Annotated in this window: 23 protein-coding genes; 18 read left to right on the top strand and 5 right to left on the bottom strand. The window is 36.6% G+C overall.

Annotation, left to right across the window (positions count from 1 at the left end; translation table 11 throughout):
* Nucleotides 1–175 precede the first annotated feature (175 nt).
* Entirely contained in the window at nt 176–1444 is a 1269-nt protein-coding gene (locus tag JK139_RS02640) for an ABC transporter permease (protein ID WP_218330518.1), read from the top strand.
* Nucleotides 1445–1460: 16 nt separating this feature from the next.
* Here JK139_RS02640 and JK139_RS02635 read toward each other — a convergent pair whose 3' ends face one another.
* Together JK139_RS02635 and JK139_RS02630 are read right to left on the bottom strand one after the other, a co-directional pair.
* Nucleotides 1461–2171, bottom strand: a complete 711-nt coding sequence (locus JK139_RS02635) for a peptidase associated/transthyretin-like domain-containing protein (RefSeq protein WP_074421069.1) — start codon at nt 2169–2171, stop codon at nt 1461–1463.
* A 119-nt stretch (nt 2172–2290) separates the two neighbouring features.
* Nucleotides 2291–4849, bottom strand: coding sequence for a zinc-dependent metalloprotease (locus JK139_RS02630; protein ID WP_074421070.1), 2559 nt, complete (start codon nt 4847–4849; stop codon nt 2291–2293).
* A 325-nt stretch (nt 4850–5174) separates the two neighbouring features.
* Between JK139_RS02630 and JK139_RS02625 the strand changes: the two genes are divergently transcribed.
* The 8 genes from JK139_RS02625 to JK139_RS02590 all read left to right on the top strand — a co-directional run bounded on the left by JK139_RS02625 (nt 5175) and on the right by JK139_RS02590 (nt 12135).
* A complete protein-coding gene (locus JK139_RS02625) occupies nt 5175–6056 on the top strand; it encodes a MotA/TolQ/ExbB proton channel family protein (RefSeq protein ID WP_068243068.1) in 882 nt (293 codons plus the stop codon).
* A gap of 61 nt (nt 6057–6117) precedes the next feature.
* On the top strand, nt 6118–6768 hold the full coding sequence (locus JK139_RS02620; protein WP_074421071.1) for a biopolymer transporter ExbD: 651 nt from the start codon (nt 6118–6120) through the stop codon (nt 6766–6768).
* 48 nt (nt 6769–6816) lie between these two features.
* The gene (locus JK139_RS02615; RefSeq protein ID WP_074421072.1) at nt 6817–7374 is read left to right on the top strand and encodes an ExbD/TolR family protein; all 558 of its coding nucleotides are present in this window, start codon (nt 6817–6819) and stop codon (nt 7372–7374) included.
* Nucleotides 7375–7430: 56 nt separating this feature from the next.
* Entirely contained in the window at nt 7431–8258 is an 828-nt protein-coding gene (locus JK139_RS02610) for an energy transducer TonB (RefSeq protein WP_068243076.1), read from the top strand.
* A 122-nt stretch (nt 8259–8380) separates the two neighbouring features.
* Nucleotides 8381–9775 (top strand): tRNA uridine-5-carboxymethylaminomethyl(34) synthesis GTPase MnmE, encoded by a 1395-nt coding sequence (gene mnmE / locus JK139_RS02605; RefSeq protein ID WP_074421073.1) that lies wholly within the window; start codon nt 8381–8383, stop codon nt 9773–9775.
* Nucleotides 9776–10121: 346 nt separating this feature from the next.
* Nucleotides 10122–10409, top strand: coding sequence for a helix-turn-helix transcriptional regulator (locus tag JK139_RS02600; protein ID WP_179855940.1), 288 nt, complete (start codon nt 10122–10124; stop codon nt 10407–10409).
* Nucleotides 10410–10420: 11 nt separating this feature from the next.
* The gene (locus tag JK139_RS02595) at nt 10421–11563 is read left to right on the top strand and encodes a site-specific integrase (protein WP_074421075.1); all 1143 of its coding nucleotides are present in this window, start codon (nt 10421–10423) and stop codon (nt 11561–11563) included.
* An 11-nt stretch (nt 11564–11574) separates the two neighbouring features.
* Nucleotides 11575–12135 (top strand): ORF6N domain-containing protein, encoded by a 561-nt coding sequence (locus tag JK139_RS02590; protein ID WP_074421076.1) that lies wholly within the window; start codon nt 11575–11577, stop codon nt 12133–12135.
* Nucleotides 12136–12290: 155 nt separating this feature from the next.
* On the opposite strand, the gene JK139_RS02585 is transcribed toward JK139_RS02590, so the two are convergent.
* Both JK139_RS02585 and JK139_RS02580 read right to left on the bottom strand, forming a co-directional pair.
* Entirely contained in the window at nt 12291–13094 is an 804-nt protein-coding gene (locus JK139_RS02585; protein ID WP_074421077.1) for a nucleotidyl transferase AbiEii/AbiGii toxin family protein, read from the bottom strand.
* Entirely contained in the window at nt 13091–13912 is an 822-nt protein-coding gene (locus tag JK139_RS02580; protein WP_074420586.1) for a type IV toxin-antitoxin system AbiEi family antitoxin domain-containing protein, read from the bottom strand. Before JK139_RS02580 ends, JK139_RS02585 begins: the two co-directional genes overlap by 4 nt.
* A 489-nt stretch (nt 13913–14401) precedes the next feature.
* Between JK139_RS02580 and JK139_RS02575 the strand changes: the two genes are divergently transcribed.
* Nucleotides 14402–14740 carry a hypothetical protein gene (locus JK139_RS02575; RefSeq protein ID WP_218330517.1) on the top strand — a complete coding sequence of 113 codons (339 nt, stop codon included), beginning with the start codon at nt 14402–14404 and terminating at the stop codon, nt 14738–14740.
* A gap of 550 nt (nt 14741–15290) precedes the next feature.
* Nucleotides 15291–16730: a hypothetical protein gene (locus tag JK139_RS02570; RefSeq protein ID WP_218330516.1), complete on the top strand. Its 1440-nt coding sequence runs from the start codon at nt 15291–15293 to the stop codon at nt 16728–16730.
* A 485-nt stretch (nt 16731–17215) separates the two neighbouring features.
* Here JK139_RS02570 and JK139_RS15805 read toward each other — a convergent pair whose 3' ends face one another.
* Entirely contained in the window at nt 17216–17440 is a 225-nt protein-coding gene (locus tag JK139_RS15805) for a transposase (protein WP_394369750.1), read from the bottom strand.
* 686 nt (nt 17441–18126) lie between these two features.
* Here JK139_RS15805 and JK139_RS02560 point away from each other — a divergent pair.
* From JK139_RS02560 to JK139_RS02530, 7 genes are all read left to right on the top strand, one after another.
* Nucleotides 18127–18741 (top strand): TetR/AcrR family transcriptional regulator, encoded by a 615-nt coding sequence (locus tag JK139_RS02560; protein ID WP_218330515.1) that lies wholly within the window; start codon nt 18127–18129, stop codon nt 18739–18741.
* Nucleotides 18742–18794: 53 nt separating this feature from the next.
* Complete coding sequence (locus tag JK139_RS02555; protein ID WP_218330514.1) at nt 18795–19154, top strand: hypothetical protein; 360 nt, start codon at nt 18795–18797, stop codon at nt 19152–19154.
* A gap of 2 nt (nt 19155–19156) precedes the next feature.
* Nucleotides 19157–19774, top strand: a complete 618-nt coding sequence (locus JK139_RS02550) for a TetR/AcrR family transcriptional regulator (RefSeq protein ID WP_218330513.1) — start codon at nt 19157–19159, stop codon at nt 19772–19774.
* Between the two features lie 76 nt (nt 19775–19850).
* On the top strand, nt 19851–20813 hold the full coding sequence (locus JK139_RS02545; protein ID WP_218330512.1) for an NADH-quinone oxidoreductase subunit B family protein: 963 nt from the start codon (nt 19851–19853) through the stop codon (nt 20811–20813).
* A 25-nt stretch (nt 20814–20838) separates the two neighbouring features.
* A complete protein-coding gene (locus JK139_RS02540; RefSeq protein WP_218330511.1) occupies nt 20839–22437 on the top strand; it encodes a nickel-dependent hydrogenase large subunit in 1599 nt (532 codons plus the stop codon).
* Nucleotides 22438–22557: 120 nt separating this feature from the next.
* Nucleotides 22558–23052: a hydrogenase maturation protease gene (locus tag JK139_RS02535; protein WP_218330510.1), complete on the top strand. Its 495-nt coding sequence runs from the start codon at nt 22558–22560 to the stop codon at nt 23050–23052.
* A gap of 13 nt (nt 23053–23065) precedes the next feature.
* Entirely contained in the window at nt 23066–23380 is a 315-nt protein-coding gene (locus JK139_RS02530; protein ID WP_218330509.1) for a PLP-dependent aspartate aminotransferase family protein, read from the top strand.
* Nucleotides 23381–23484: the final 104 nt, after the last annotated feature.

Genomic DNA, 23484 nt, shown 5'->3' with positions numbered 1-23484 from the left:
ACAGGCGATGCCCAAAATAGCAGAAGCCGGGTTACCTAAAATTGATTCAAATTACTCATAGGGTTAAATAGCCGCCATTACCGTCTGTTTATTTTTTGCTACGTTTATCCTTTTTGGTTTTAAACTATCTGATTGCGCCTTATCTTTAGAATGATTTTAATACAAAAACTTATTAATGACGTTAACCGATTCATTTAATTTGGCATTTAAAACGGTAAAAGGAAATAAGCTGAGAACCGGTATAACCGTTGCTATTATTGCATTTGGCATTATGGCGTTGATTGGAATTATTACCGCTATTCAGGCTATGAATCAAAGCTTGCGGGAAAGTTTTTCATCGATGGGGGCCAATGCTTTTGTAATAAAATACAAAGAATCGCGTATCCGTTTTGGAAGAGACCAAAGTGTAAAGAAAACGGCAAGAGGAGTGAAGGATAAAGTTTCGAACCTCGATAAAACCATACGGCGGGAAGATGCGGTTTATTTTAAACAAACCTATCAATACCCATCTATTGTAAGTGTGTATATGCGCGGGCCCGGTAATGTAGAGTGTTATTATGGCGATAAAAAAACCAATCCCGTTGTAACTGTTTGGGGTGGTGATGAAAATTATTTAACGGTAAATGGTTTTACGGTAGCAGTTGGCAGAAATTTGAATAGTTTGGATGTGGAAAGTGGTCGTAATGTATGTTTGTTGGGTAGCAATGTTGCTACAAAATTGTTTGGAGATCATCCTGAAACAGCTGTTGATCATATTATAAAAGTTGGTGGAATACCTTACCGCATAATTGGTGTGCTAAAAAGCAAAGGATCGAGTGGTTTATTGCGGCAGGATGATATAGTGGTAACTTCTTACAACAGTGCTCGTCGTTTAGCCAATGCCTCACCGTCGTATTTTATTGGCGTAATGGTTGAAAATGTAGCGATGTTAGATCCTGCAATAGGTGTAGCTACAGCGCATTTCAGAGGTATCAGAAAATTGCTGCCAACAGATGCGGATAATTTTACCATTGAAAAGAGTGATAAGTTTGCAGAACTGTTTATTACTTTTTTAAGTAGTATTACAGGTGCGGCTGCGGCTATTGGTATTATTACTTTAATTGGTGCTGCCATTGGTTTAATGAATATTATGCTGGTTTCGGTAAATGAACGTACCCGTGAAGTAGGTCTTATTAAGGCAATTGGTGGAAAAAGCAAAAATGTAAGGCAGCAGTTTTTATTTGAAAGTATGATTATTAGTTTACTTGGTGCAATATTTGGAATTATTTTGGGTGTTTTGGTTGGTAATATTTTTTCAATGGTATTGAAAACCGGTTTTGTTGTGCCCTGGTTATGGGTAAGTATTGGTATTGTAATCTGCTCTCTGGTTGGGTTTGCAGCAGGATTGTACCCGGCAATAAAAGCTGCTAAATTAAATCCAATTGTTGCTTTACGATATGAGTAACGCTCAAGCTTTTGCGTTACTTTTTTAGAAATAATTTTAATTTATCATTAATATAATAAATTAAATCTTCCCGGTGCGGGTGCTGCCTGAGCCATTTATAAGTTGGCCTGTATGTTTCCATAAACAACAGCAGCGAGTCTGTTGGTAGTGTTACATATTGTTTTAAGAAAGTTGGATTAAATCGGTAATTAATATAATGTTCCTGCTCCATTTGGTTAAAGAGTTGAATGGTTTCACGTTTTCGTTTATCCGGCCCAAAAAAATGGTCAATATTAATACCCATACCAACACCCGAATTGCCGTTAGATACTGTTGGTAAAGTATAATCGTTGGTAGTAGCAAAAAAATCTCTTCTTCTGTGCAAACTGTCTAATTGATATGCAGAGTAGCTTTTATGCGATCTGACAGTTACTTCATCTAACATTTTAGAAAGAGGATGCAGGTAAATAACGTATCCGGCTTGCTGTAATAATTTTATATTGATTTGAAGCGTATCAAATGTATAGCTGATAGAAGCAATGGATATAATATCGCCAGGTTTTGCGGCAATTGAAAACAATCCTTTCTCGTTAGAGATAACTGTTTTTTTATTATTTAAATTGGTAATACTGGCAAAATAAACCGGCTCTTTGGTCATACTGTCTTTAATAACTGCTGAAAAATTTTGCGCTGTGGCAAAGTGGGTTATTAAACAAAAAATCTTAAAACACAATCCAAATTTTTTCATATTGTTTATTTGTAGCTACACAAAGTTATTGCAGTTGGTTGCATTTATATGAATTGGTTGAAAATAAAAAGAGCTACCGGTTAAATGGCAGCTCTTTTTATTGTTTTAAAGCGCTATGTTTAAGCCTTAGGCTCTAACGCTTTTTTGATTCTTTCTGCAACATCCTGTAAATGATATTTACTCATTTTATCTCTTGTGGCAGGAATTGCTGCATTGATGGCTGCTAATAAACTTTTCAATTCGCCTCTTGCTACAGAAGGTACATCTGTATTAGCGGTATTAATAATAGAAAGATTGAAGCCTCTGGCTGTTGCTGTTAAGCTGGCAGAATTTGATTTAGCAGGGTCTATTAAATCAATCAGTTTACTTACATAGGCTTTTTGCAAATTTCTGCGATAGGCATCAATTGGTTTTTGGGTGCTTAATTCACTCCAAATACCTTTTTGAACATCATCCATCATTTCATCCAAACCATAAGTGCTGGTGCCAAATCGGTTCCTGCTGGTTTCTAAACGATACAAGCGTGCGGCATCTAATAAACTGTTCAATATACTGATTTGCAGGTTTTGAATGGCTTCATTAGCGGTTGGGTAAGCTATCTTATTTAAAATATCCTTATCTAACAACCAGTTAGGCGTTTGGAAGAGTTGTGTATTTAAAAAGGCAACTGCTGCTTTTTGTTTTTCTTTTGATGTGGGAGTATACACATCGCCTTTTTGTTCTACACTTTTAAAGGTTTCTTCTATGCCACCCACATTTTTGGTTACATGGCCCATATATCGGGCAAACTGACCCACTAATTGTTGGTATATATCGCTTAAATTCTGGTATTTATCGGCTTCTTCTTTGGTCCAAACCGGCAATTGTACAATAATTCTTTTCAGGTTCATAATACCGTAACTGCTGGCTTTAACTGCATCGTCGCCCAAGTCTTCAGTTTGTGCTCTGGGGTCAACATTTCTTCCTTCGCCGCCAAACCATAATCTGGGGTTTTTAAGACTGTCGATTGCCCATTGGTTGGTAACCAATTCATCTTTTTTGGGATCGTTAATACCAGTGTAGGTATAACCCCATTGAATGGCCCATTTATCGTAATCCCCAATTCTTGGGAATAGTCCGGCTTCGCTGATATTATCTTCCGGTTGTGCAACATAGTTAAAACGAGCATAATCCATAATAGAGGCAGTATGTCCGTTGGCTTCTATCCAGGCTTTGTTACGCAGTAATTCAACCGGTGTTTTGCTGCTGCTGCCCATGTTGTGGCGCAAGCCAAGGGTGTGGCCCACTTCGTGTGAAGAAACGAAGCGAATTAACTGGCCCATCAACGAATCATCAAATTTCATTTTTCTGGCTTTCGGATCAACGGCAGCTGTTTGAATCATGTACCAATCGTGCACTAATTTCATAACATTATGATACCATCCAATATGGCTTTCCAAAATCTCACCGCTGCGAGGGTCGTGTACATTGGGGCCGTATGCGTTTTCAATATCAGAAGCAAAATACCGTATAACAGAATAACGGGCATCTTCTAAACTCATGGTACTGTCGTTTTCAGGCCATTCCTTTGCTACGATGGCATTTTTAAAACCGGCTTTTTCAAAAGCTTTTTGCCAGTCGTTTACGCCTGCAATTAAATAAGGACGCCATTGTTTAGGTGTAGCAGGATCAATATAGTATACAATTTGTTTGGCAGGTTCTACCAGTTCACCACGTTTGTATTTATCTATGTCCTCAGATTTGGGTTCCAGTCTCCAACGTACTGCAAAAACCTGATTATCTACTTTTTGTTGGTTATCACTGTAAATGGTGTAATCATCTGCAAAAAAGCCTACTCTGGGGTCAAACAGCCTTTTATGCATAGGTGTTTTGGGTAATAACAGCATTGAAGTGTTTAATTCAAGTGTAACGGCACCCGCATCCATGGCAGCAGGTAGTGGTTCACTTTGTGGTATGGGTGATGGGGATGGGGCGCCAAATCCACCGGCAGGGCTGGGTGTAGAATTGTATGTTTTTACTGTTCTGATTTCTATATTGATGGGGTAAGTGTGTATACTTTCAATATAGGAACGGTCAGATGCCAGCATAGACAGGCTAAGTCTGCGTTTAATAGCAGGAGTAAGGTTTACTGCTTGGTTATCTCCTTTAAAGAAATCAGTTACATCAATTACAGACGAGGCAGAATCTTTGCCATAAGCAGCAATAGGAAATGCAGCTGCAATGGGGTTTAAGTTAGAATTGGCTACTGCTTTTGAAATTTCATTGGTGGAATCTGCATAATTAATTAAGGTAATGACTTTTAGAAATACTTTGTTTTCAGGGCCTTTTGCAAATTCAATGGTTTGTTGGTTCACCAATTCACCGCCATAATTTCTGCCGCCACCGGGTGTTTTGCTGTAACGGGTTACAGCTAAAATTTCATGTCCTAAAATTGAATCCGGAATTTCGAAATAATATTTATCCTCAACTTTATGAACCGTAAATAAACCTTTTTGTGTTACGGCCTTGTTGGTAATTACTTCTTTATAAGGCTTTGGACCAGTAGCTGGTTTTGCTGCGGCAGCTGCTCCGGCTGTTCGCCCATTCAGTATTGGAAATCGTGATGTATCAGGCCTTTGCTGCGCACATAGCCAGGTTCCGGTTAAAATAAGCAAGGTAAAAGATAACGTTTTCTTCATATAGTGTTATTTAAAATTTTAATGAATGAAGATAACAAGAGGGCTTGAAAAAAAAGGTGTTTTTTATAATTTTTGATGAGTGGTTTAAAAACGGCTTTTTCAGGTTTAATTTTATAAAACAAACCCATTGAAGCAGATTTTGGTTAATTCTTTAAAAAAAATAATGGCACTTATTGAAAAACTAATTTGCAGCATTAATGAAAATAACTATTTTACAGGCCTCTAAAAAAATTTGAAACATTGTTTTGTTTTTTCAAAATAATTTTCAGTAGAATTGTAAAATCTTTTTAACACTGTAATTTAAAAACCAAAAAACAATTGAACCATGGCGGACATTAAACCCACAGCTTCAGCTTCTGCTGCTAAACCGGCAACAGCACAACACCCTAAAAGAAAAGGTAATTCTATTTCATGGATTGCGCCTGTAATTTGTGTTATTGTAGGATATTCTTTTTGGCGTTTTTATCTGGGCGCACCAGATCATTTTTCTCTTCCTGATACTGATCCAAGCCATTGGTTTTGGCCTGGTCATAAAGGACCAAAATCAACCGTTCCTATTGCAAAAATGTATGAAGGCGGTATTATCGTGCCTTTATTAATCGGAACTTTTTTAACTGTATTAACTTTTGTGGTTGAAAGATTTTTAACTGTTACCAAATCAACCGGAAAAGGCAGCATTCAGGAATTTATTCGTAAAGTACAATTTCACTTAGCCAATAAAGATGTTGATAAAGCACTAGCAGAATGCGATAAACAACAAGGTTCTGTTGGTAATGTTATGAAAGCCGGCTTACGCAGGTACAAAGAAATGATTACCAATACAGAATTGGATACTGAACAAAAAATTCTGAATATTCAAAAGGAAATTGAAGAAGCAACTGCTTTGGAATTACCTATGTTGGAAAAAAACTTAGTATTCCTATCAACCATTGCTTCTGTAGCAACTTTGTTAGGTCTGTTAGGTACGGTATTAGGTATGATTAAAGCGTTCTCTTCTCTTGGTGAAGAAGGTGCCGGTGGTGATGCTGCCCGTGAATTATCTGTGGGTATTTCTGAAGCCTTGTTCAATACCGCTTTGGGTATCGGTACTTCAGCCATTGCCATCATTTTCTACAATATCTTCACCACTAAAATTGATGGTATTACTTATGGTATTGACGAGTCTGGCTTTACATTAACACAAAGTTTTGCTGCAAACTATAAATAATAAGTTTGTGGAAAAATTGGAAATCGGAATCTCATTAGTGAATTAATGTAAAATCAGTAAAATGGCAAGACCAAAGTTACCACGAAAAAGCACGAATGTAGACATGACTGCTATGTGCGATGTGGCATTTTTGTTGCTGACTTTCTTCATATTGGCAACAAAATTTAAACCACCTGAAGCTATTGAAATTGTAACACCTAAGTCGGTTGCTTCTAAAGTTGCACCATCCAAAGATGTTGTATTGGTAAGTGTAGACAGAGACGGTAAAGTATTTTTTTCAGTAGAAGATCCGGATGCCAAAAAATACATTGCCAATGCCATCAACAATACCAAGAATTTGGGAATTGATGTAAATGCTTTTGTAAATGCACAGTTCATCGGTGTTCCTTTCAGTCAGTTAAAAGCATTTTTAGCTTTGCCTGAAGCAGATCGCAAAGCCAATGCACTTCCCGGTATTCCGGTGGATACTACAAAAGGGGCCAATGAAATGATAGATTGGATGCGTTATGCAGTAGATGCTTACCAGGGTAAAAAAATGAACCTGTTGTTGAAAGGCGATAATAAATCGAAATATCCTTCAATAGAGGGTGTGATTAATGCCTTTAAAAAAACAGATCAGTTAAAATTTGAAATGGTAACCAATCCCGAAGCAGTTCCAACCGGAAGTGAATTATGGAAATTGGCACAGAAAGGACAAAGAACCGAAGAATAAAACCTATATAGTTTAACCCAATTTTGTTCACTCTAAAATTATCCTGTTATGGCAGAAATGGATACCTCCTCGGGCGGGGGGCATAAGAAAGGCCCGGGCGTCAAGAAAGGTAAAAAAATGTCTACTCGTGTAGACTTAACGCCAATGGTTGACTTAGGGTTTCTATTAATTACCTTCTTCATCTTTACCACTACCATGAGCCAGCCAACGGCCATGAAGCTCTTTTTACCAAAAGATGCAGATAAGCCCGATGAGCAAAATAAAATTAAAGAGTCAGGTGCGCTCACCATTTTATTAGGCGGCGATAATACCGTTTTTTATTATGAAGGTGAATTGGCCCCCAATGGAACTAATTTTAAATCGGCTAACTATAGTAATGGTGATGAGGGTATTAGAGCAGAAATTTTAAGAAAAAAAGCAAGCACACCTGAAAAAGATTTAATGGTCGTGATTAAACCATCACCACAGTGTACTTATAAAAACGTTGTAGATGCATTGGATGAAATGTCTATTAATGTCATTAAAAGGTATGCGTTGGTGGATATATCACCGGTAGAAGAGCAGTTGGTTCAAAAATCGCAGACTGCTGCCGCAACCGGAAATTAATTCAGACAAGGTGTGAAAATAATTAGAAACCGCATCTCATTTTAAAGTTTATTATCATGGACGCAAAACAAGTAATGAATGCCGATTTCCTCGACATCATATTCGATGGTAGAAACAAAGAATATGGGGCATACGAATTGCGCAAAACCTATAACAAGCGAATCATTACCGGTGTAATTTTTATGCTTGCTTTTACTGCGCTGTTCTTACTGCTTACGGTGTTAGGAAATTCAACCAAAAAGGCTAAAACACAAATACTGGTGCAGGATGTTTCCCTGGCAAATGTTACCGACAAACCCAAGGAACCACCTCCACCTCCACCTCCACCACCACCCAAAGTGGAACCACCCAAAGTGGAAATTACCAAATTTACCCCTCCTAAAATTGTAAAAGATGAGCAGGTGAAAGAACCACCTCCGGAAGTTGCAAAATTAGAAGACACTAAAATTGGAACCATTAATCAGGAAGGTGCAAAAGATATGGGAATTGTAGCCCCTGTTGTTGAAAACAAAGGTACCGGTGTGGTGGAAGCACCCAAACAACAGGAAGATTACGACAAAATTTTTACCGTAGTACAAATTCAGGCCGAATTTCCCGGTGGATTGGCTGCATGGCAAAAATATCTGGAACGTAATTTAAACAGTAGTGTACCTGTTGATAATGGGGCGCCTCCCGGTAAATACACTGTTGTTGTAAGTTTTATTGTAGATAAAACCGGCGCATTAAGCGATATTAAAGCTGAAAACGATCCCGGTTATGGTACAAAAGAAGAAGCCATTCGTGTATTGAAAAAAAGCCCTAACTGGAAACCTGCTGTTCAAAATGGTAGAAATGTAATTTATCGCCAACGTCAAAGTATCACTTTTGTAGTGGCAGATGAATAAATAAATATACCTCAATTTAATTTTTTAAAAAACCTGCAGATGAAAATTTGCAGGTTTTTTTATTCTCCGGCACTGATAATTTTATAATGATTTAATTTGTATCCCATCTTCATTAACATTGTATGCAACATCAGTTGAATTATAATACTACCATTGTAGCTTTGGCTACACCGCCAGGGTCTGGTGCAATTGGCATTATCCGATTAAGTGGAACGAATGCAATTGCTATAGCGAATAAAATTTTTAACGGCAAAGATTTATCACTACAACAAGGGTATACCGCTCATTTTGGAGAAATTACAGATGGAGTCAATACTATTGATAAGGTATTAATCACCCTTTTTAAAGGGCCTAAAAGTTATACAGGAGAAGATATTGTTGAAATTAGTTGCCATGGTTCTTCTTTTATTTTAGAGTCTGTTATACAATTGTGTGTAAAAAATGGTGCTACTCCTGCCATGCCGGGGGAGTTCACACAACGTGCCTTCTTAAATGGGAAAATGGACCTAACGCAGGCAGAAGCCGTAGCTGATTTGATTGCCAGTAATGCGGCGGCGGCGCACAAAGCAGCATTGCATAACTTAAAAGGAGGCTTCAGGCATGTATTAGATGATATGCGGCAGCAACTCATTCATTTCAGCGCATTAATTGAATTGGAGTTAGATTTTAGTCAGGAAGATGTAGCTTTTGCCGATAGAAGTGCATTAATTGATTTGCTGAATCAACTTAGTACAAAAACCCAACAGTTATTGCGTTCATTTACCCTTGGAAATGTGATTAAAAATGGTGTAAAAGTTGCCATTGTGGGTAAGCCCAATGCCGGCAAAAGTACATTGTTAAATGTGCTTTTAAATGAAGAGCGAGCTATTGTAAGCGCCATTGCTGGCACAACCCGTGATACGGTAGAGGAAACTTTAAATATTCAGGGTGTTTTGTTTAAATTAATTGATACGGCCGGTATACGCCAGCATACTACCGATGAAATTGAAGCCATCGGTATAGCACGTAGCAGAAAGGCTATAGAACAGGCCGATATTGTTTTATTTATTTTTGACGTGAATGATCCCGTTAATGAAGTCCTGATTCAAATAGACCAATGGAATCTTTTAAAACATCAATGCATTGCCGTTGGTAATAAGTGCGATGTATCAACTACCAATGTTCAATTATTACAGCAAAAATTTTCAAATATTCCAATTCAAAACATACACTATATTTCTGCACTGCAACAAAACGGAATAGAAAATTTAAAAACATTACTTTTTAATATGGCAACGGGTGGTTCATTAGATTTTGAGCACACCATTGTTACCAATGCCCGTCATTTCGCAGCTTTACAGGAATTGGCCAACGCGTTACACGAAGTAAAACAGGGATTAGAACAAAATATTCCCGGCGATTTATTGGCATTGGATATACGGCGTTGTTTGCACTTTCTTGGAGTGATTACCGGTAAAATTGAAACCGATAGAGATATTCTTAGAACTATTTTTGGAAAATTCTGTATCGGAAAGTAACCCACACAAAACAACCAAACACAAAACCTATAAAAATCAACATAAATCCCTGTAAATAAGGGCTTTTTTAATGTTTATTAATATACGTTTTTTTTCTTTGTTATTTGTTTATTTATCAAATATTTGTACCTTAGTTGTACCTTGATGTACAAAAACCGATTTTTCGGCTTTTTTTGTACCTCAAAAGGTAAAATAACTTTACACTTTTATACACTTTTTTATAAAACAATACACTATTAATTAAAAAGCAGGTAAAATGAGTAGTAGCAATTTCAAAATTTTAAAGCAGTGTACCAATTGCGGAAATATGTTTGAAGCACAGCGAATTACAACAAAATACTGTTCTATGAAATGTAATGCTGCACATTATAAATTAAAGAAACGGCAGGAAATAAAAGGGAAGGCTGAAAGTGAAATCATACATACCAAAAATTTTAAACCGATTATTCCGGCTTTAAAAGTAGCAGCGGTAAAAGATAAGGAGTTTTTAAGTGTTAGGGAAGTTGCTTTTTTGTTTGGTTGCAGTAGACCAACAATTTATTCATTAATAAAAAGCGGCAAGGTTAAAACATTCAATCTGCATAAAAAGAAAACAATGTTTAAGCGTTCTACTATTGATAAACTGTTTGATTAATATAAAAGACAATGGCAATAAAAGTTAAGTTAAGAGAAAAGAAAATTTCAGGGAACAGGCAAAGCCTGTATTTAGATTTTTACCCAGCCATACCACACCCCGAAACAGGTGAACCAACCCGAAGGGAATTTTTAGGGCTGTACCTTTTTGACAAGGCAAAGAATCCTATTGATAAGCAAGGCAATAAAGAAACCTTACAGCTTGCTGAACAGATAAGGCAGAAACGGGAAAACCATTTGAACAAACCCGAAATTTACACGGGGTACGAACTGGAACAGAAAAGAATTAAGGAACGGGGCGAACAGAACTTTGTTGCCTATTTTAAAAGCCTTGCCGACAAACGCAAAGCCAGTAACCACGATAACTGGGTTTCAGCATATAGTTACCTTGAAACATTCACAAAGGGAAATTTGAAGTTTGTCGACCTCAACGAAAAGTTTTGCAATGAGTTCAAAGAGTATTTACTCACTACCAAAAGCAATAAGAGCAGCAAAACAACCCTTGCCCAAAATTCAGCCGTTTCCTATTTCAATAAACTAAAAGCAACCCTGAAACAAGCTTATAAAGACGGGTATTTAACCACCGACCTGAACGCAAAAATTGAACCCATAAAACAAGCAGAAACCCGAAGGAATTTTTTGACCATTGAGGAACTGAACAGTCTTGTAAAAACGGAATGTAATAACCCTTTATTGAAATGTGCAGCCCTGTTTTCAGCCCTTACCGGGTTGAGGTTTTCGGATATTCAAAAGCTGGTTTGGGGCGAAATATACCACAGCGTAGAAAATGGTTATTCAATTCAGTTCACCCAACAAAAAACAAAAGGGGTTGAGGTATTACCTATTTCAAAACAAGCTTACAGCTTACTGGGTGAACCCAAAGAACCCACCCGCAAAGTATTTGAAGGGCTTACCTATTCAGCATACGAAAACAAACACCTGTACCAATGGATTGGAGCAGCAGGAATAACAAAGGATATAACCTTTCATTGTTTCAGGCATACGTTTGCCACCTTGCAACTATCAAAGGGAACAGATATTTACACCGTTTCAAAAATGCTGGGACACCGTGAACTGAAAACTACACAGATTTACGCAAAGATTATAGACCAAACAAAACGTGAAGCAGCCGACAAAATAAAATTGGACTTCTAAAAACTTACAATATGCAAATAATACAAACCATACAAAACAGGATTTACGAAATACGAGGCGAAAGGGTAATGTTAGACAGGGATTTAGCAGCCCTTTATGAAACCGAAACTAAAGCCTTAAACCTTGCTGTAAAGCGTAATATTAAGCGTTTTCCACAAGATTTTATGTTTCAGCTTACCCAACAGGAATGGGAAAGTTTGAGGTTTCAAATTGAAACCTTAGAGAAACAACAGCACCCTTTGAGGTTGCAAAATGAAACCTCAAAAGGCAGGGGCGGTACAAGGTATTTACCCTATGCCTTTACCGAACAGGGAGTTGCTATGTTAAGCGGTGTATTAAACAGCGACCGGGCAATAAACATGAATATTGCCATTATGCGGGCTTTTGTAGAAGTGCGAAGGGTGCTATTACAGCAAACAGATATAAAAGAGCAGTTGCGTTTGATAAAGGAACAAATTGCCGAACACGATGTACAACTAAGCCAAATTTATGACAGCATAGAAAACCTGTTAGATGATAAAGCAGCACAAAGAAAGTGGGAGGATAGGGAAAGGATAGGCTTTAAAAAATAATAAAACTTAAAGAATAAAAGACAAATGGCAAATTCAAAAATTCTTTCACTTATTCATTATGATGTCGGTTTTGCTTTGACTGAATTGCAAAATCAACTAAAAAATAACCAATTGGAGTTGCTACTTATTCTGTTCTATTTCGTGACTGTTCATTACTAAAATTTCAATTTTTTAAGGTGTCGTTGCACTTCTCTTTCCACTTGGTCAAAGTCGGGCAGGTCTTTTATTTGTTCGCTCATGGAGCTTTTCCACCTGCCTTTATATTGAGGTAATCTTTCTTCCAATTTTTTCGGAAAATCTGTGTGCTGTAAATCCTTGCTTTTGCATTTGGCTTCAAATTCACTTACACAAAAATCTGCATCCATTTCATGTTTTTCCAAGAGATACCAGATGTCGTAAAAATCTCTCGCTTGCATTCGCTGCATTACCGATCGCATTTTTTCAACTAACACTTCTTCCAAACTATAACATAAAAGTTTGTGTTCTTCCATGTCGGAATAGCTAATTATAACATTCTGTATTACAGGTTCAAACACCAATTGCTCACTGCGAGAAATATCTACTTTGACTTTTTTGTTTTGGCCTTGGCCACCAAGTGGACCTATGTAGCTGATGTAAAAGTTGATGCCTCCATCTACGTGTTCATTATTGTCAATGATTTCGAGGGGAATATTTGCTTCCTCTTTTATGAATTCAAATACTTCCTCAAACCAGGAGAAAACCTGATCATTGCTTATTTCGTTATTCAACAGGGTAAAATCCAAATCTTCTGAAAAACGATACTCTTCAAAATATACTTTCTTTAAAACGGTACCTCCTTTGAAAATGATTGCCTTCGATAGTTGATCATGTTTAGCAATACCAAACAGAATCCATGAAAGAATGTAATCCTTTTCAATCTGCTGGTCACGCACACCAACCGCATTTGCCTTTTGCTGTATTTCTCCGGGTTTAATCATGTGTAAATGGCAGATTTAATAGTTTCCGTTTCTAAATTTTGTTGAATACTCCAACGGCTTATTCGCTTTCCTGTTTTGGGCAATTCGGTATCAAGCACCACATACGAAGCGGTTTTCATTTGTTGTAATTCCTGAATAATATGGGTGTCTATGTCTAATGTTTCTAAAAGAAAGCCCAATCGTTTTATCACCGCTTGGGAATCAAATTTCTTGGCGTATTCAAGAAGTGTATCGTATTTTATTTTGTCTTTTGAAGTGTAGATTGCCCTTGATACTTCAACAATTCCACCTGCATAATCGGGTTTAAACAAACAGTCAATAAAAGTTTTCTCTAAGTCAGAACAAAGCACCTTATTGAAACTGTCAACCCAGATTTTTTTTGCACCAAAAAAATGTTTCTCGTTGTGATAGATAAATTGAAAAGGGACTTCTTTGATTTTTATTTCCGATGGTCGTATTTGTTTTGATACAACGATTTGTTCTTTTAATGACGGCTGTGTAATGAGGTTATGTATTTGCAAAGCGGAATAATAGCCAATGTAATGTTTGGCATCATTCACTAAATGCTCTGCTATCAAATGCCAGTCAGGCATAAAAGTTTCTGCATTTTGCTCATAAGGGATGATGTAATAAACGCCTTCTTTCAATCGCATCAATAATCCTCTCTTTGTCATGTCGCTGAGTAACTCCCTCACGGCACTTGCTTTAGAGTCGGGCAAGGCTTTGTATGCCAAAGAATAGTCAAAGCAATTCCTGTTCTGTCCGTTGAAATAGAATAGAAGTTCGTTGGATTGCGTTGAAATGTATTTATTCTTCATAGTAACAATGTCAGGATAAACCTGACTGCAATGATACGAAAGATAATTGAGTTAATTGTTTCAATTTGTCAAAAAAATTATTGTTTATAGTGTCTTGTGAAGCAGTCAGGATAAACCTGACAAAATAGATTTCTAAAACAAGTCTACAAGAAAACATAAACAATAAAAGGATGGAAAGTTTACAATTTTCCAAACTCGGAAGTAAAAGGCTTTAACCCCTCAAAAGTGAGTTTCCTGAAAGTTTTGTACCTTATTTGTACCTTGAAAGTATTGTATTTTCATAAAGCCTTGTAAATAAAATGTTTCAGCCAGTTAGTTACTTTCTGTATCGGAAAGTAACTGTACAAAATAAGCTCCTTTACCAATGGATTCAAGCCACGGAGATAAAAAAGAAATATAACCTTTCATTTATACAGCTCCGTATTTCCCCGATAGTGTATGTATTGCCACAGGCGGAAACTATGGTTGTAAATGGACAGATAAAGATAAATGCAGCGTATACAAGGGCGTACAGTAATACTTTATTCAGATATTGATGCCCATGACGACTGGGAGCGTAAAGCCGAAATATTAAGAAGCTACGGGCTTAATGTCCAGGTTTCACAACTCATAAAAAACCAAGCTTTAAAGTATGCTGAACAATACGGAATTGATTACAGCGAATTAGTAAAACAGAAATACGATTTAAGGGGAATTATCTTGTCCTATCATATGATTATAGTAATAAGGCTACACCTGATGAGCTATGCAGGTTTATTGGAATTTATAAAAGACACCTATAAAGCCTGGAGAAAAACGTACAACGCATCCTTTGCATTTTCTCCATAAAACAATGGGGTACTACCCCAAATTTTGAAATAATCATTTTTTAGCCTGTAATCCTTTGAAGCAAAGGATTACAGCGATTTTTAAGTTAAGTTTTGTCAGACAATAATGATTTAAAATCAATTTAAACATAATAATTTTTTTTAATTAATAAAAATGTAAAATTAATGTAATATGTAAACTACCATCTACTACATTCACATTGCCAATTTCATAATTATCTAAAAATAACAAACTTTTAGAATCTCCTCTCCATAGTCACTTATAGAAATAAATCCATTCGAAAAGACCAACTTTTCTCCAGAGTTAATGAAATGGGCTGAAAGTGAAAACCTCCTTTATCATCCCTGGCAAATACTCTTGTAACATTGTTTTCTTTAATAACCCTTTACAGTTCTGCAGTAATTTCAAGAAGAAGTGGCGCTGCAACAATATCCCGGAAGGAGATAGCGTTTTATTCCATGAGATAACCAGTGTTATAAATGCCTGCATATCTTATCCGGTAAAGAAATGCAGGCATTCGTTTTTAACTTATTTTAGCCACCCATCCAATATGAATTACCCACGGTATAAAATACTATTACTTTTTTTAGGATTGATATTGCATCAATCTGTTCAATCGCAGAATTACCATGCGCTCAACGGTTCAAAATATGCAGGCGTTTTTGGTATGTATAATAATCCTGCAAGTACAGTTAATGCGCCAATGAAATGGGACCTGAATGTATTTTCGTTACAGGGAACAACCACCAATTCATTGATTGCATTCAATCATTTTTCGTTATCCAATTTTGATAGCACAACCGTTAATATAACTGAAGGAAAAAGAAGCCGTTTTTTTAATGCCGCGATTGATATGAATATCCTGAACCTGCGTTTGGCCATTGGCAGGAATAAGGCCATTGCTTTTGGTTTAAGGGGCAGAACCTACAACCATGTAAAAACCAGTACTTTTACCGCATACGACAGCATTACCTCTTTTAGCGGTTTTTTACATGCCAATACCAATACTGATTACCTGAGTGGCTTTGCAACACATGCGGGATGGATAGAAGGTGATATCAATTATTCGCAGGTATGGATTGATGATGCCCGGCACCGGGTATCCGGCGGCATTACATTAGGAATTATGAGGGGTTTATCAGGCGCCTTCAGCCAGGTAAATAAACTAACCTACCGGGAATATCCTGATGCGCAAAATAATTATTACCAAATTATAACCGGGGGAACTGCCACAGCCGAATATTCAAAAAATTATGACCTTACAGATACCAATGCTATTACAGCAGCAGCTATTAAATCTTTTTTAAAAAATACCCGAACAGCATTCAGCTTAAGTTTCGGTATGGAATATTTAATTAAAAAAGATGAAATTGACGAAACAAAACCAGGGTATGAAACTGATTATAACTGGAAGATTGGCGTAAGCATCATGGATATTGGTGCTAACACATTTGATCCAGCCGGCGGTTCATTTTATGCAGGTATCCCGAAAACAAATATTACGGCAGACCGCTTACGGCAACAGTTCCTTAACGCAACTTCATTAAAAAAATTAAGGGATTCTTTGTTACAAACAATGAACCTGGTTGATACTCTTTCATCTGAGTTCAGCATTACAATGCCTACCCGCTTATTGATATCGGTTGATAAAAACCTAAATAATAATTTTTACATCAACGGGCAACTGAATGTAAATTTTTATTCTGCAGAACCCTATAATAAAATCAAAACAAGGGAATTAAACTTAGTAACCATAACACCCCGGTGGGAAACGAGAACATGGGGCGTTTATTTACCCGTTCAATATAATGCACAGGGCCAGCTATGGGCAGGCGCTGCTTTAAAAGCAGGGCCATTGCTAATAGGTATTCATAATGTAGGTTGGTTATTTGGAAAAATGCAGCAATTAAATGGTGGGGGATATATTGCCCTGCATTTTACACCGGCTCCTAAAAAAATAAAAACAAGATTGGATTGCCCTGTAGAGTAAACAGTAACCTGGCTTTATATCCCTGCCTTTTTTACGAATAAATGAGTTTGGTATTGTTGCTTGCTAAAAAATATTAAAGAATAACGTGTTGTGCTATTAAATAAGTTTTCGTTTGAAACTCATTGCCTAATGGTGTTTCAGTAAACTCTGTATAACTAATTGCTGTTGCGCCAGGTTTATTGAAACCTATGCCCAGTAAGCTTTTCAGAGCGCAATAGCACCACACGTTAACGAATAATTAATTTAGGCCGTATTGGCTGATAGTTCTACTATATAACTTAATTACGTTAATTAGGCCACCTCGGATTTTAAACGGGATAAAGCTCTTTCGAGGCAGGCAATTTTAGCTCTACTTTGAAATTTTTGTTTGTATTCAGCATTGTCAAACGGTTAAAAGCGTTGTTTGAAGCGAATCATTTTGTAATAAATAGTGGCGAGCTTTCTGGAAGCAGCCAAGATTGCATATTTGTTACCGCCTTTGGCTTTCATTCTGCGGAAGTAGTCGCCAAGCCAATGGTCACTTCTCTGTATTGTGTTGGCAGCGTAGCGGAAAGCATGGGATGTGTATCAGCATTGGGTTTCTTTTTAGGCATTTGGCTGCTGATGAGTTTGCCTCCTGATATTTTATTGTTGGGACAAAGGTTCAGCCAAGACACGAAATGTTTTTCGGAAGGCCACTTGCTTAAGTTGGTTCCGGTTTCAGCAAGGATTTCCAGCGCTGCAATCTCACTGATGCCGTAGATAGCTGTTACATCAATACTGTGTATTTTGTACAGATAGGAATAAGCATCGAAAGCCAGTTTGTTTTTTGTTGTAGGTCTGGCTCTTGGTAACGGAGCAATTTGTTCAACGATCCCCCTCGTTGTTTACAGCAATGAAAGTTTGTAAGGCTTGTTCAATTTGTTTTTCGCAGTGTTTAATTTCTTGTTGGGTGAACTGATACATACGATAGGATTGCTCCGATAGGAATAATTATTCACTGCGCCAATTGGCCTGTAAAGACTTTAGTATGGTTTCTCTATCAGCCTTTACACGTTTGTGAACATACTGAAGAAAATTTTCAGGTTTTCGTTCTCCGGCAATAATTGCTTCGACAATGGCAATACTTTGACATTCTTATAGTCATGGCTTTGTAATAACTCGTTTAGGTTTGGTTTATCAAAAAGCGAAGCACCCGCTATTGGCAATATTTCATACGTTGACCGATTTGTTTTGAGTTTACTTTTAATGATTGCAACCAAAGTATAGGTAATGATTGCTATGTAAACCTGTGTCTTATCTGTATTAATTGAGGTACCCCAGAATGATTTTATTTTCAGATGCTGCTTTTTAAAAGAAAAATTCTACAGGCATTTAAAATATTCTGAGTTTTAGTTTTTTAAGATAATTTGCAGATGTGAAACCTACAAAACAACATATAAAAGATAATGCTTTAAAACTCTTTAACCAAAAAGGGTTTGTAAATGTGCGTTTGCAGCATATTGCCGATGCTGCATTTGTAAGTGTGGGGCACTTGGCATACCATTTTAAAAATAAGGATATCATCATAGAAAACCTTTTTGATGAACTAAGAGAAAAACAGGAGCTATTGCTTAATGAGTATAGGGTGGTACCACTGTTTGAAGATATTAACTGTTATTTAATGGCAATATATCAATTGCAACTCGAACACATGTTTTTTTATATTGATACGATTGAAATTTTAAGAGCTTATCCCAATATACAAAAAAAGCACAGCCAGCATATTCATTGGCAGTTAGCTCAAATAAAAATGATGCTTAGCTTTAATTGTGCCAGAGGTTCATTATTTTCTTTGTCTGATGAGCTACAGAATCATATTGCTTGGCAGTTCCGTTCTCTAATAGACATGTGGCCGTATTTAAAAAAAATTGAAGGAACAAATGACCCCTCTTTGCAAAACTTTTTAAACGATGTTTGGGGAATCCTCATTCCCTTTTTTACAGATATGGGTAGCAGAGAATATCAGCAACTCAAATTAATAGAAGAATAATTTTATTCAACTATTTGAACATTTTTCTAACTTTATGAATCAATACTTATTAAATGTATTTAAAATTTACAATATATGATGATGCCTATACTGCCATGCTTGAATACTTGGATAAATTTTCAACAACTGAACAAAGAGGCTTAAATGAAGATTCTTTTTTTATAAATGAAGATTTTTGGCTGCAGGATACAGCTGTCGTTGAAAATGTAGAATGCAGGAATGGTGAATGGAATATTTATCTCGTTTTTGCCCACCATCTCATTCCTTTAAAATTTATTAAACGAAAGATTGTAAATTATGCATGTCCTAAAAAAGCGGCGTTGGTTGCACATTATATGCGTAGGCAGGCAGCAAAAGACCAACGGGGCACATTGCGGTTAAGTATGAACCTTTTTACAACAAATTTTAATTAATCATGTTTACGAAAAAGAATATCTTAGACGAAAGCAAACAACTTTTTTTTGAGATGGGTATTGCCAATACCCGATTGCAGCAAATTGCCGATGCCGTAGGAATAAGTGTGGGCAATTTGGTTTATCATTTTAAAAACAAAGAAGCAATTGTAGTAGCAGTTTACGGAAACCTTTTTCAGGAGCTTTCTGTTATCCTTTCTCAATATATTGTACATACCAACTTTCAGGGCTTTGATAAACAGTTTTCTAATTTATATTTCTTTTTTGAAAATAACCGTTTTACTTTTAATAATATATGGGAAATTGAACGCAACTATCCACAAATTCAAACAGAATGGCTTACTGTAAACAATAAAATACTGCAGCAGCTAAAGCGTAGGGTTAATCTTTGTATGCAAAATGGACTACTAAAGCCTGAGCATTTTAAAGGAGAGTATGATTTATTGATACAAAATATTTTAATTATCATCAATAGCTGGATACCCCAGCAAATACTCAGAAAAAAGCCATATACAGAGCAATTATATAAAAAAAGCCTTTGGAGCTTGCTCTATCCAAATTTTACACCAGAAGGGATTACTACCTTTAACCAAACCATCGTACTTGGTAGTTTTTTTTAAAAAAAATTTGGCAATTAGAAAAAAATTTCTAATTTTAGTAAATGATTTCTAAATTTTAATTTTAAATCGATTGCTTATGGCTAATGTATTATGGTTGCAAGGTGGTGCCTGTAGTGGTAACACTATGTCTTTTTTAAATGCCGAAGAACCTACAGTTGTAGAACTGGTGGTGGATTTTGGTATAAATATTTTATGGCATCCATCGATTGGTTTGGAAATTGGCCATCAAGTTTCTCATCTTTTACAAGACATTATTGCTGGTAAGGTTCAAATGGACATCTTAGTTTATGAGGGTTCTATTATTGAAGGTCCAAAAGGTACTGGTACAATGAACTATTTCTGTGATCGCCCAATGAAAGACTGGGTAAAAGAACTTGCTGCAGTGGCTGGTTATGTTGTAGCCATAGGGGACTGTGCTACCTGGGGAGGAATACCTGCAGTGCCACCTAACCCGACTGAAAGTACCGGTATGCAATTCTTGAAAAAACAAAAGGGGGGCTTTTTGGGTGCCAACTATAAGTCAAAAGGTGGCTTACCTGTTATCAATATACCGGGCTGTCCAGCCCATCCAGACTGGATTACACAGATCCTCGTAGCTATCGCAACCGGCAGAATTGAGGATGTATTAATTGATGAATTCCATCGACCAAAAACTTTCTTTACCGATTTCGTACAAACAGGATGCCCCAACGTTTTGAACTTTGCTCAAAAAGTAAGTGGAGGATTTGGCAAAAGAGGCAATGGCTGTTTATTTTACGAAGTAGGTTGTCGTGGACCAATGACAAGAGCAAGCTGTAATAGAATTTTATGGAACAGAACAAGCAGCAAAACAAGGGCTAATCATCCTTGCTTAGGTTGTACCGAACCAGGGTTTCCTCATAACGATTTGGTAAAAGGCTCTGTATTTAAAACAATGAAATATTTAGGATTTATTCCTAAAGAAGTCCCAAAAGGTGAATCTGCATTAGGTTATTTCATAAAAGCCGGTATTGAAAAAGCCTGGCCAAAAAATAACGCAGTAACAGAAGGTAGTAAATAAAATAAAAAAACTTAATAAAAAAAATATGTCAATAATTAAAGAGTTAAACATATCTCCCGTTGGCCGTGTTGAAGGCGACTTAGATGTAAAAGTTTACATGGAAAATGGGGTAGTAACCCGTGCACACACACAGGCTGCTATGTTTCGTGGTTTCGAAAAAATAATGGAAGGCAAAGACCCACAAAGCGGTTTAATTGTAACACCACGTATTTGTGGTATTTGTGGTGGCTCACATTTATACTGTGCTTCTTCTGCTTTAGATACGGCTTGGAAAACAACATTACCCCCCAATGCACTTTTGTTAAGAGCTTTGGGTCAGGCTACCGAAACCTTGCAAAGTATCCCTCGTTGGTTTTATGCAATTTTTGCAACTGATATGGCCAATAAAAAATTCGCTAATAAAAAATTATATGATGAAGTGGTAAAACGTTTTGCGGCTTATGTAGGCACATCTTTTCAAAATGGTGTTACCGCAAGCGGAAGGCCTGTAGAAGTATATGCATTGTTTGGCGGACAATGGCCACATAGTAGTTATATGGTACCTGGTGGTGTAATGTGTGCACCTACACTAAAAGATATAACTAGGGCCCATGCAATTATGAACCAGTTTAGAAATGACTGGTTAGAAACAACATGGTTGGGATGCTCAATTGAAAAATATCGCCGTGTACAAACTTGGGATGATTTGTTGGCTTGGGTAGATGAAAATGAAAGCCAACGTAATAGTGATTTAGGTCTGTTTATTAGAGCATCGTTAGAGTTTGGATTAGATAAATTTGGACAAGGCTGTGGTAACTTTATCACCTATGGCACTTACTTACATAAAGATAAATATAACCATCCAACTATAGAAGGTAGAAACGATGCAGTTATTAGTCCCAGTGGCTATTATAACAGCCATACAAAACAATACAACGATTTTGACCATCTTCAAATTAAAGAGCATGTAACGCATAGCTGGTATCAAGACCATAAAGCTGCACATCCTTGGGATGAACCAATGCCAACACCTATAGCATCTAAAAATTTAGAGCAAACGGATTTTAATGGTAAATACAGTTGGGCTAAAGCTCCCCGTTATATGGATAATGCAGCAGAAGCAGGACCTTTGGCGAGATGTTTAATGTATGCCAAACCAAATAATCTTGCACACCAAACCAAAGACTTCTTAATAAAAGATGCAATGGACAAAATGGGGCCAAGTGTTTTCCTTAGAACATTGGCAAGGGTACATGAAGCTCCAATGCTTTATGATAATATTGACCAATGGTTAAGAGAAATAAGGTTAGACGATGAGTTTTATATAAAGCCAGAAGAAAGAGACGGGAAAGGCTTTGGTGCTACCGAGGCTGCTCGGGGGGCATTGGCACACTGGATAGAAATTGAAGGTGGAGTAATTAAAAATTATCAGGTAATGGCACCTACCACTTGGAATGTTGGCCCAAATGATAGTGAAGGAAAATCAGGGCCAATTGAAGCAGCATTGGAAGGCATTGAAATTGAAGACGCCAATGACCCTGTGGAAGTTGGTATGGTGGCACGTTCATTTGACAGTTGCTTAGTTTGTACTGTACATGCACATGATGCTAAATCAGGAAAGCAATTAGCAAAATTTAAGTTGTAAAAATTATAAATAATAACAAGTTAAAGGCTCAATTAAAGTTGGGCTTTTTCTTTGGGCAAATCTTTATAAATTAATTTCTATTTTTTTAAGTAAACTTTGTAAAATAACATTTAACATATAATGCAAAATTTAAAAACCGCCATTATGGGCCTTGGCAATCCCTATCGTAGTGATGATGCCGTTGGCATATATGTGATTGATGAATTAAAAAAAACAATTGGCCAGGATGAAAATATTTCTATACTGGATATGGGTACCGGAGCTTTTGAAGTATTATTTAAACTAAAAGGGCATAAAAAAATAATATTGGTAGACGGTGTTATAAATACCGGTGAAAAACCTGGCACCTTGTACAAAGTACCTGCTAAAGAAGTGCTGGCCACACCACAAGAAGACCCAATGGTTTTTTTGCACAGCATTAAATGGGATCAGGCATTGAGCTATGCCAAAAAAATTATGCAGGATGAATACCCCGATGATATAACTGTTTATTTAATTGCAATTGATAATACTAAACTGGAAATGGAATTAAGCGATGTGGTAAAAACGGCTGGCGATAAAGTAGTAAAATTAATACTACAGGATGAATTAAAGTTAACACAAACCCTAAACTAAAAAAATTGCTTACTTGGTAGTGCTAACAAATAAACATATTATTATAGACCATCAAATTGTGGCAAAAATATTTGAAGATGCAGAACAGGTTAATTGGGTATACTATCCGGCAAAAAATACCATTTTAATGGCTTCACAACACGATGACCTTTTTAGAAGCCTGCATAAAACAGCCATGAGTATGCTGAAATTTAAAAATAGTAAAGGCGATAGAAGTATTTCGGTAGAAGAATTGTTGATTGACAATGATATGGATAGTAGCGATAGATCACTGGAGTATATTGCCGACGAAAAAATGAAAATTCTTACTATCATCTTACCTAAATAAAATATGTTCAACATCGTATTTACAGATTATACGGGTAGTGTAGCCGATTTGTCTTTTTTGGAAAACGATAATTGGTTGAATGATGCTGCAGTAAATTATCAGCT

It is taken from the genome of Hydrotalea lipotrueae (assembly GCF_019249625.1).
GTDB classification, from domain to species: domain Bacteria; phylum Bacteroidota; class Bacteroidia; order Chitinophagales; family Chitinophagaceae; genus Hydrotalea; species Hydrotalea flava.
This window is presented reverse-complemented; position numbering and strand designations above follow the sequence as displayed.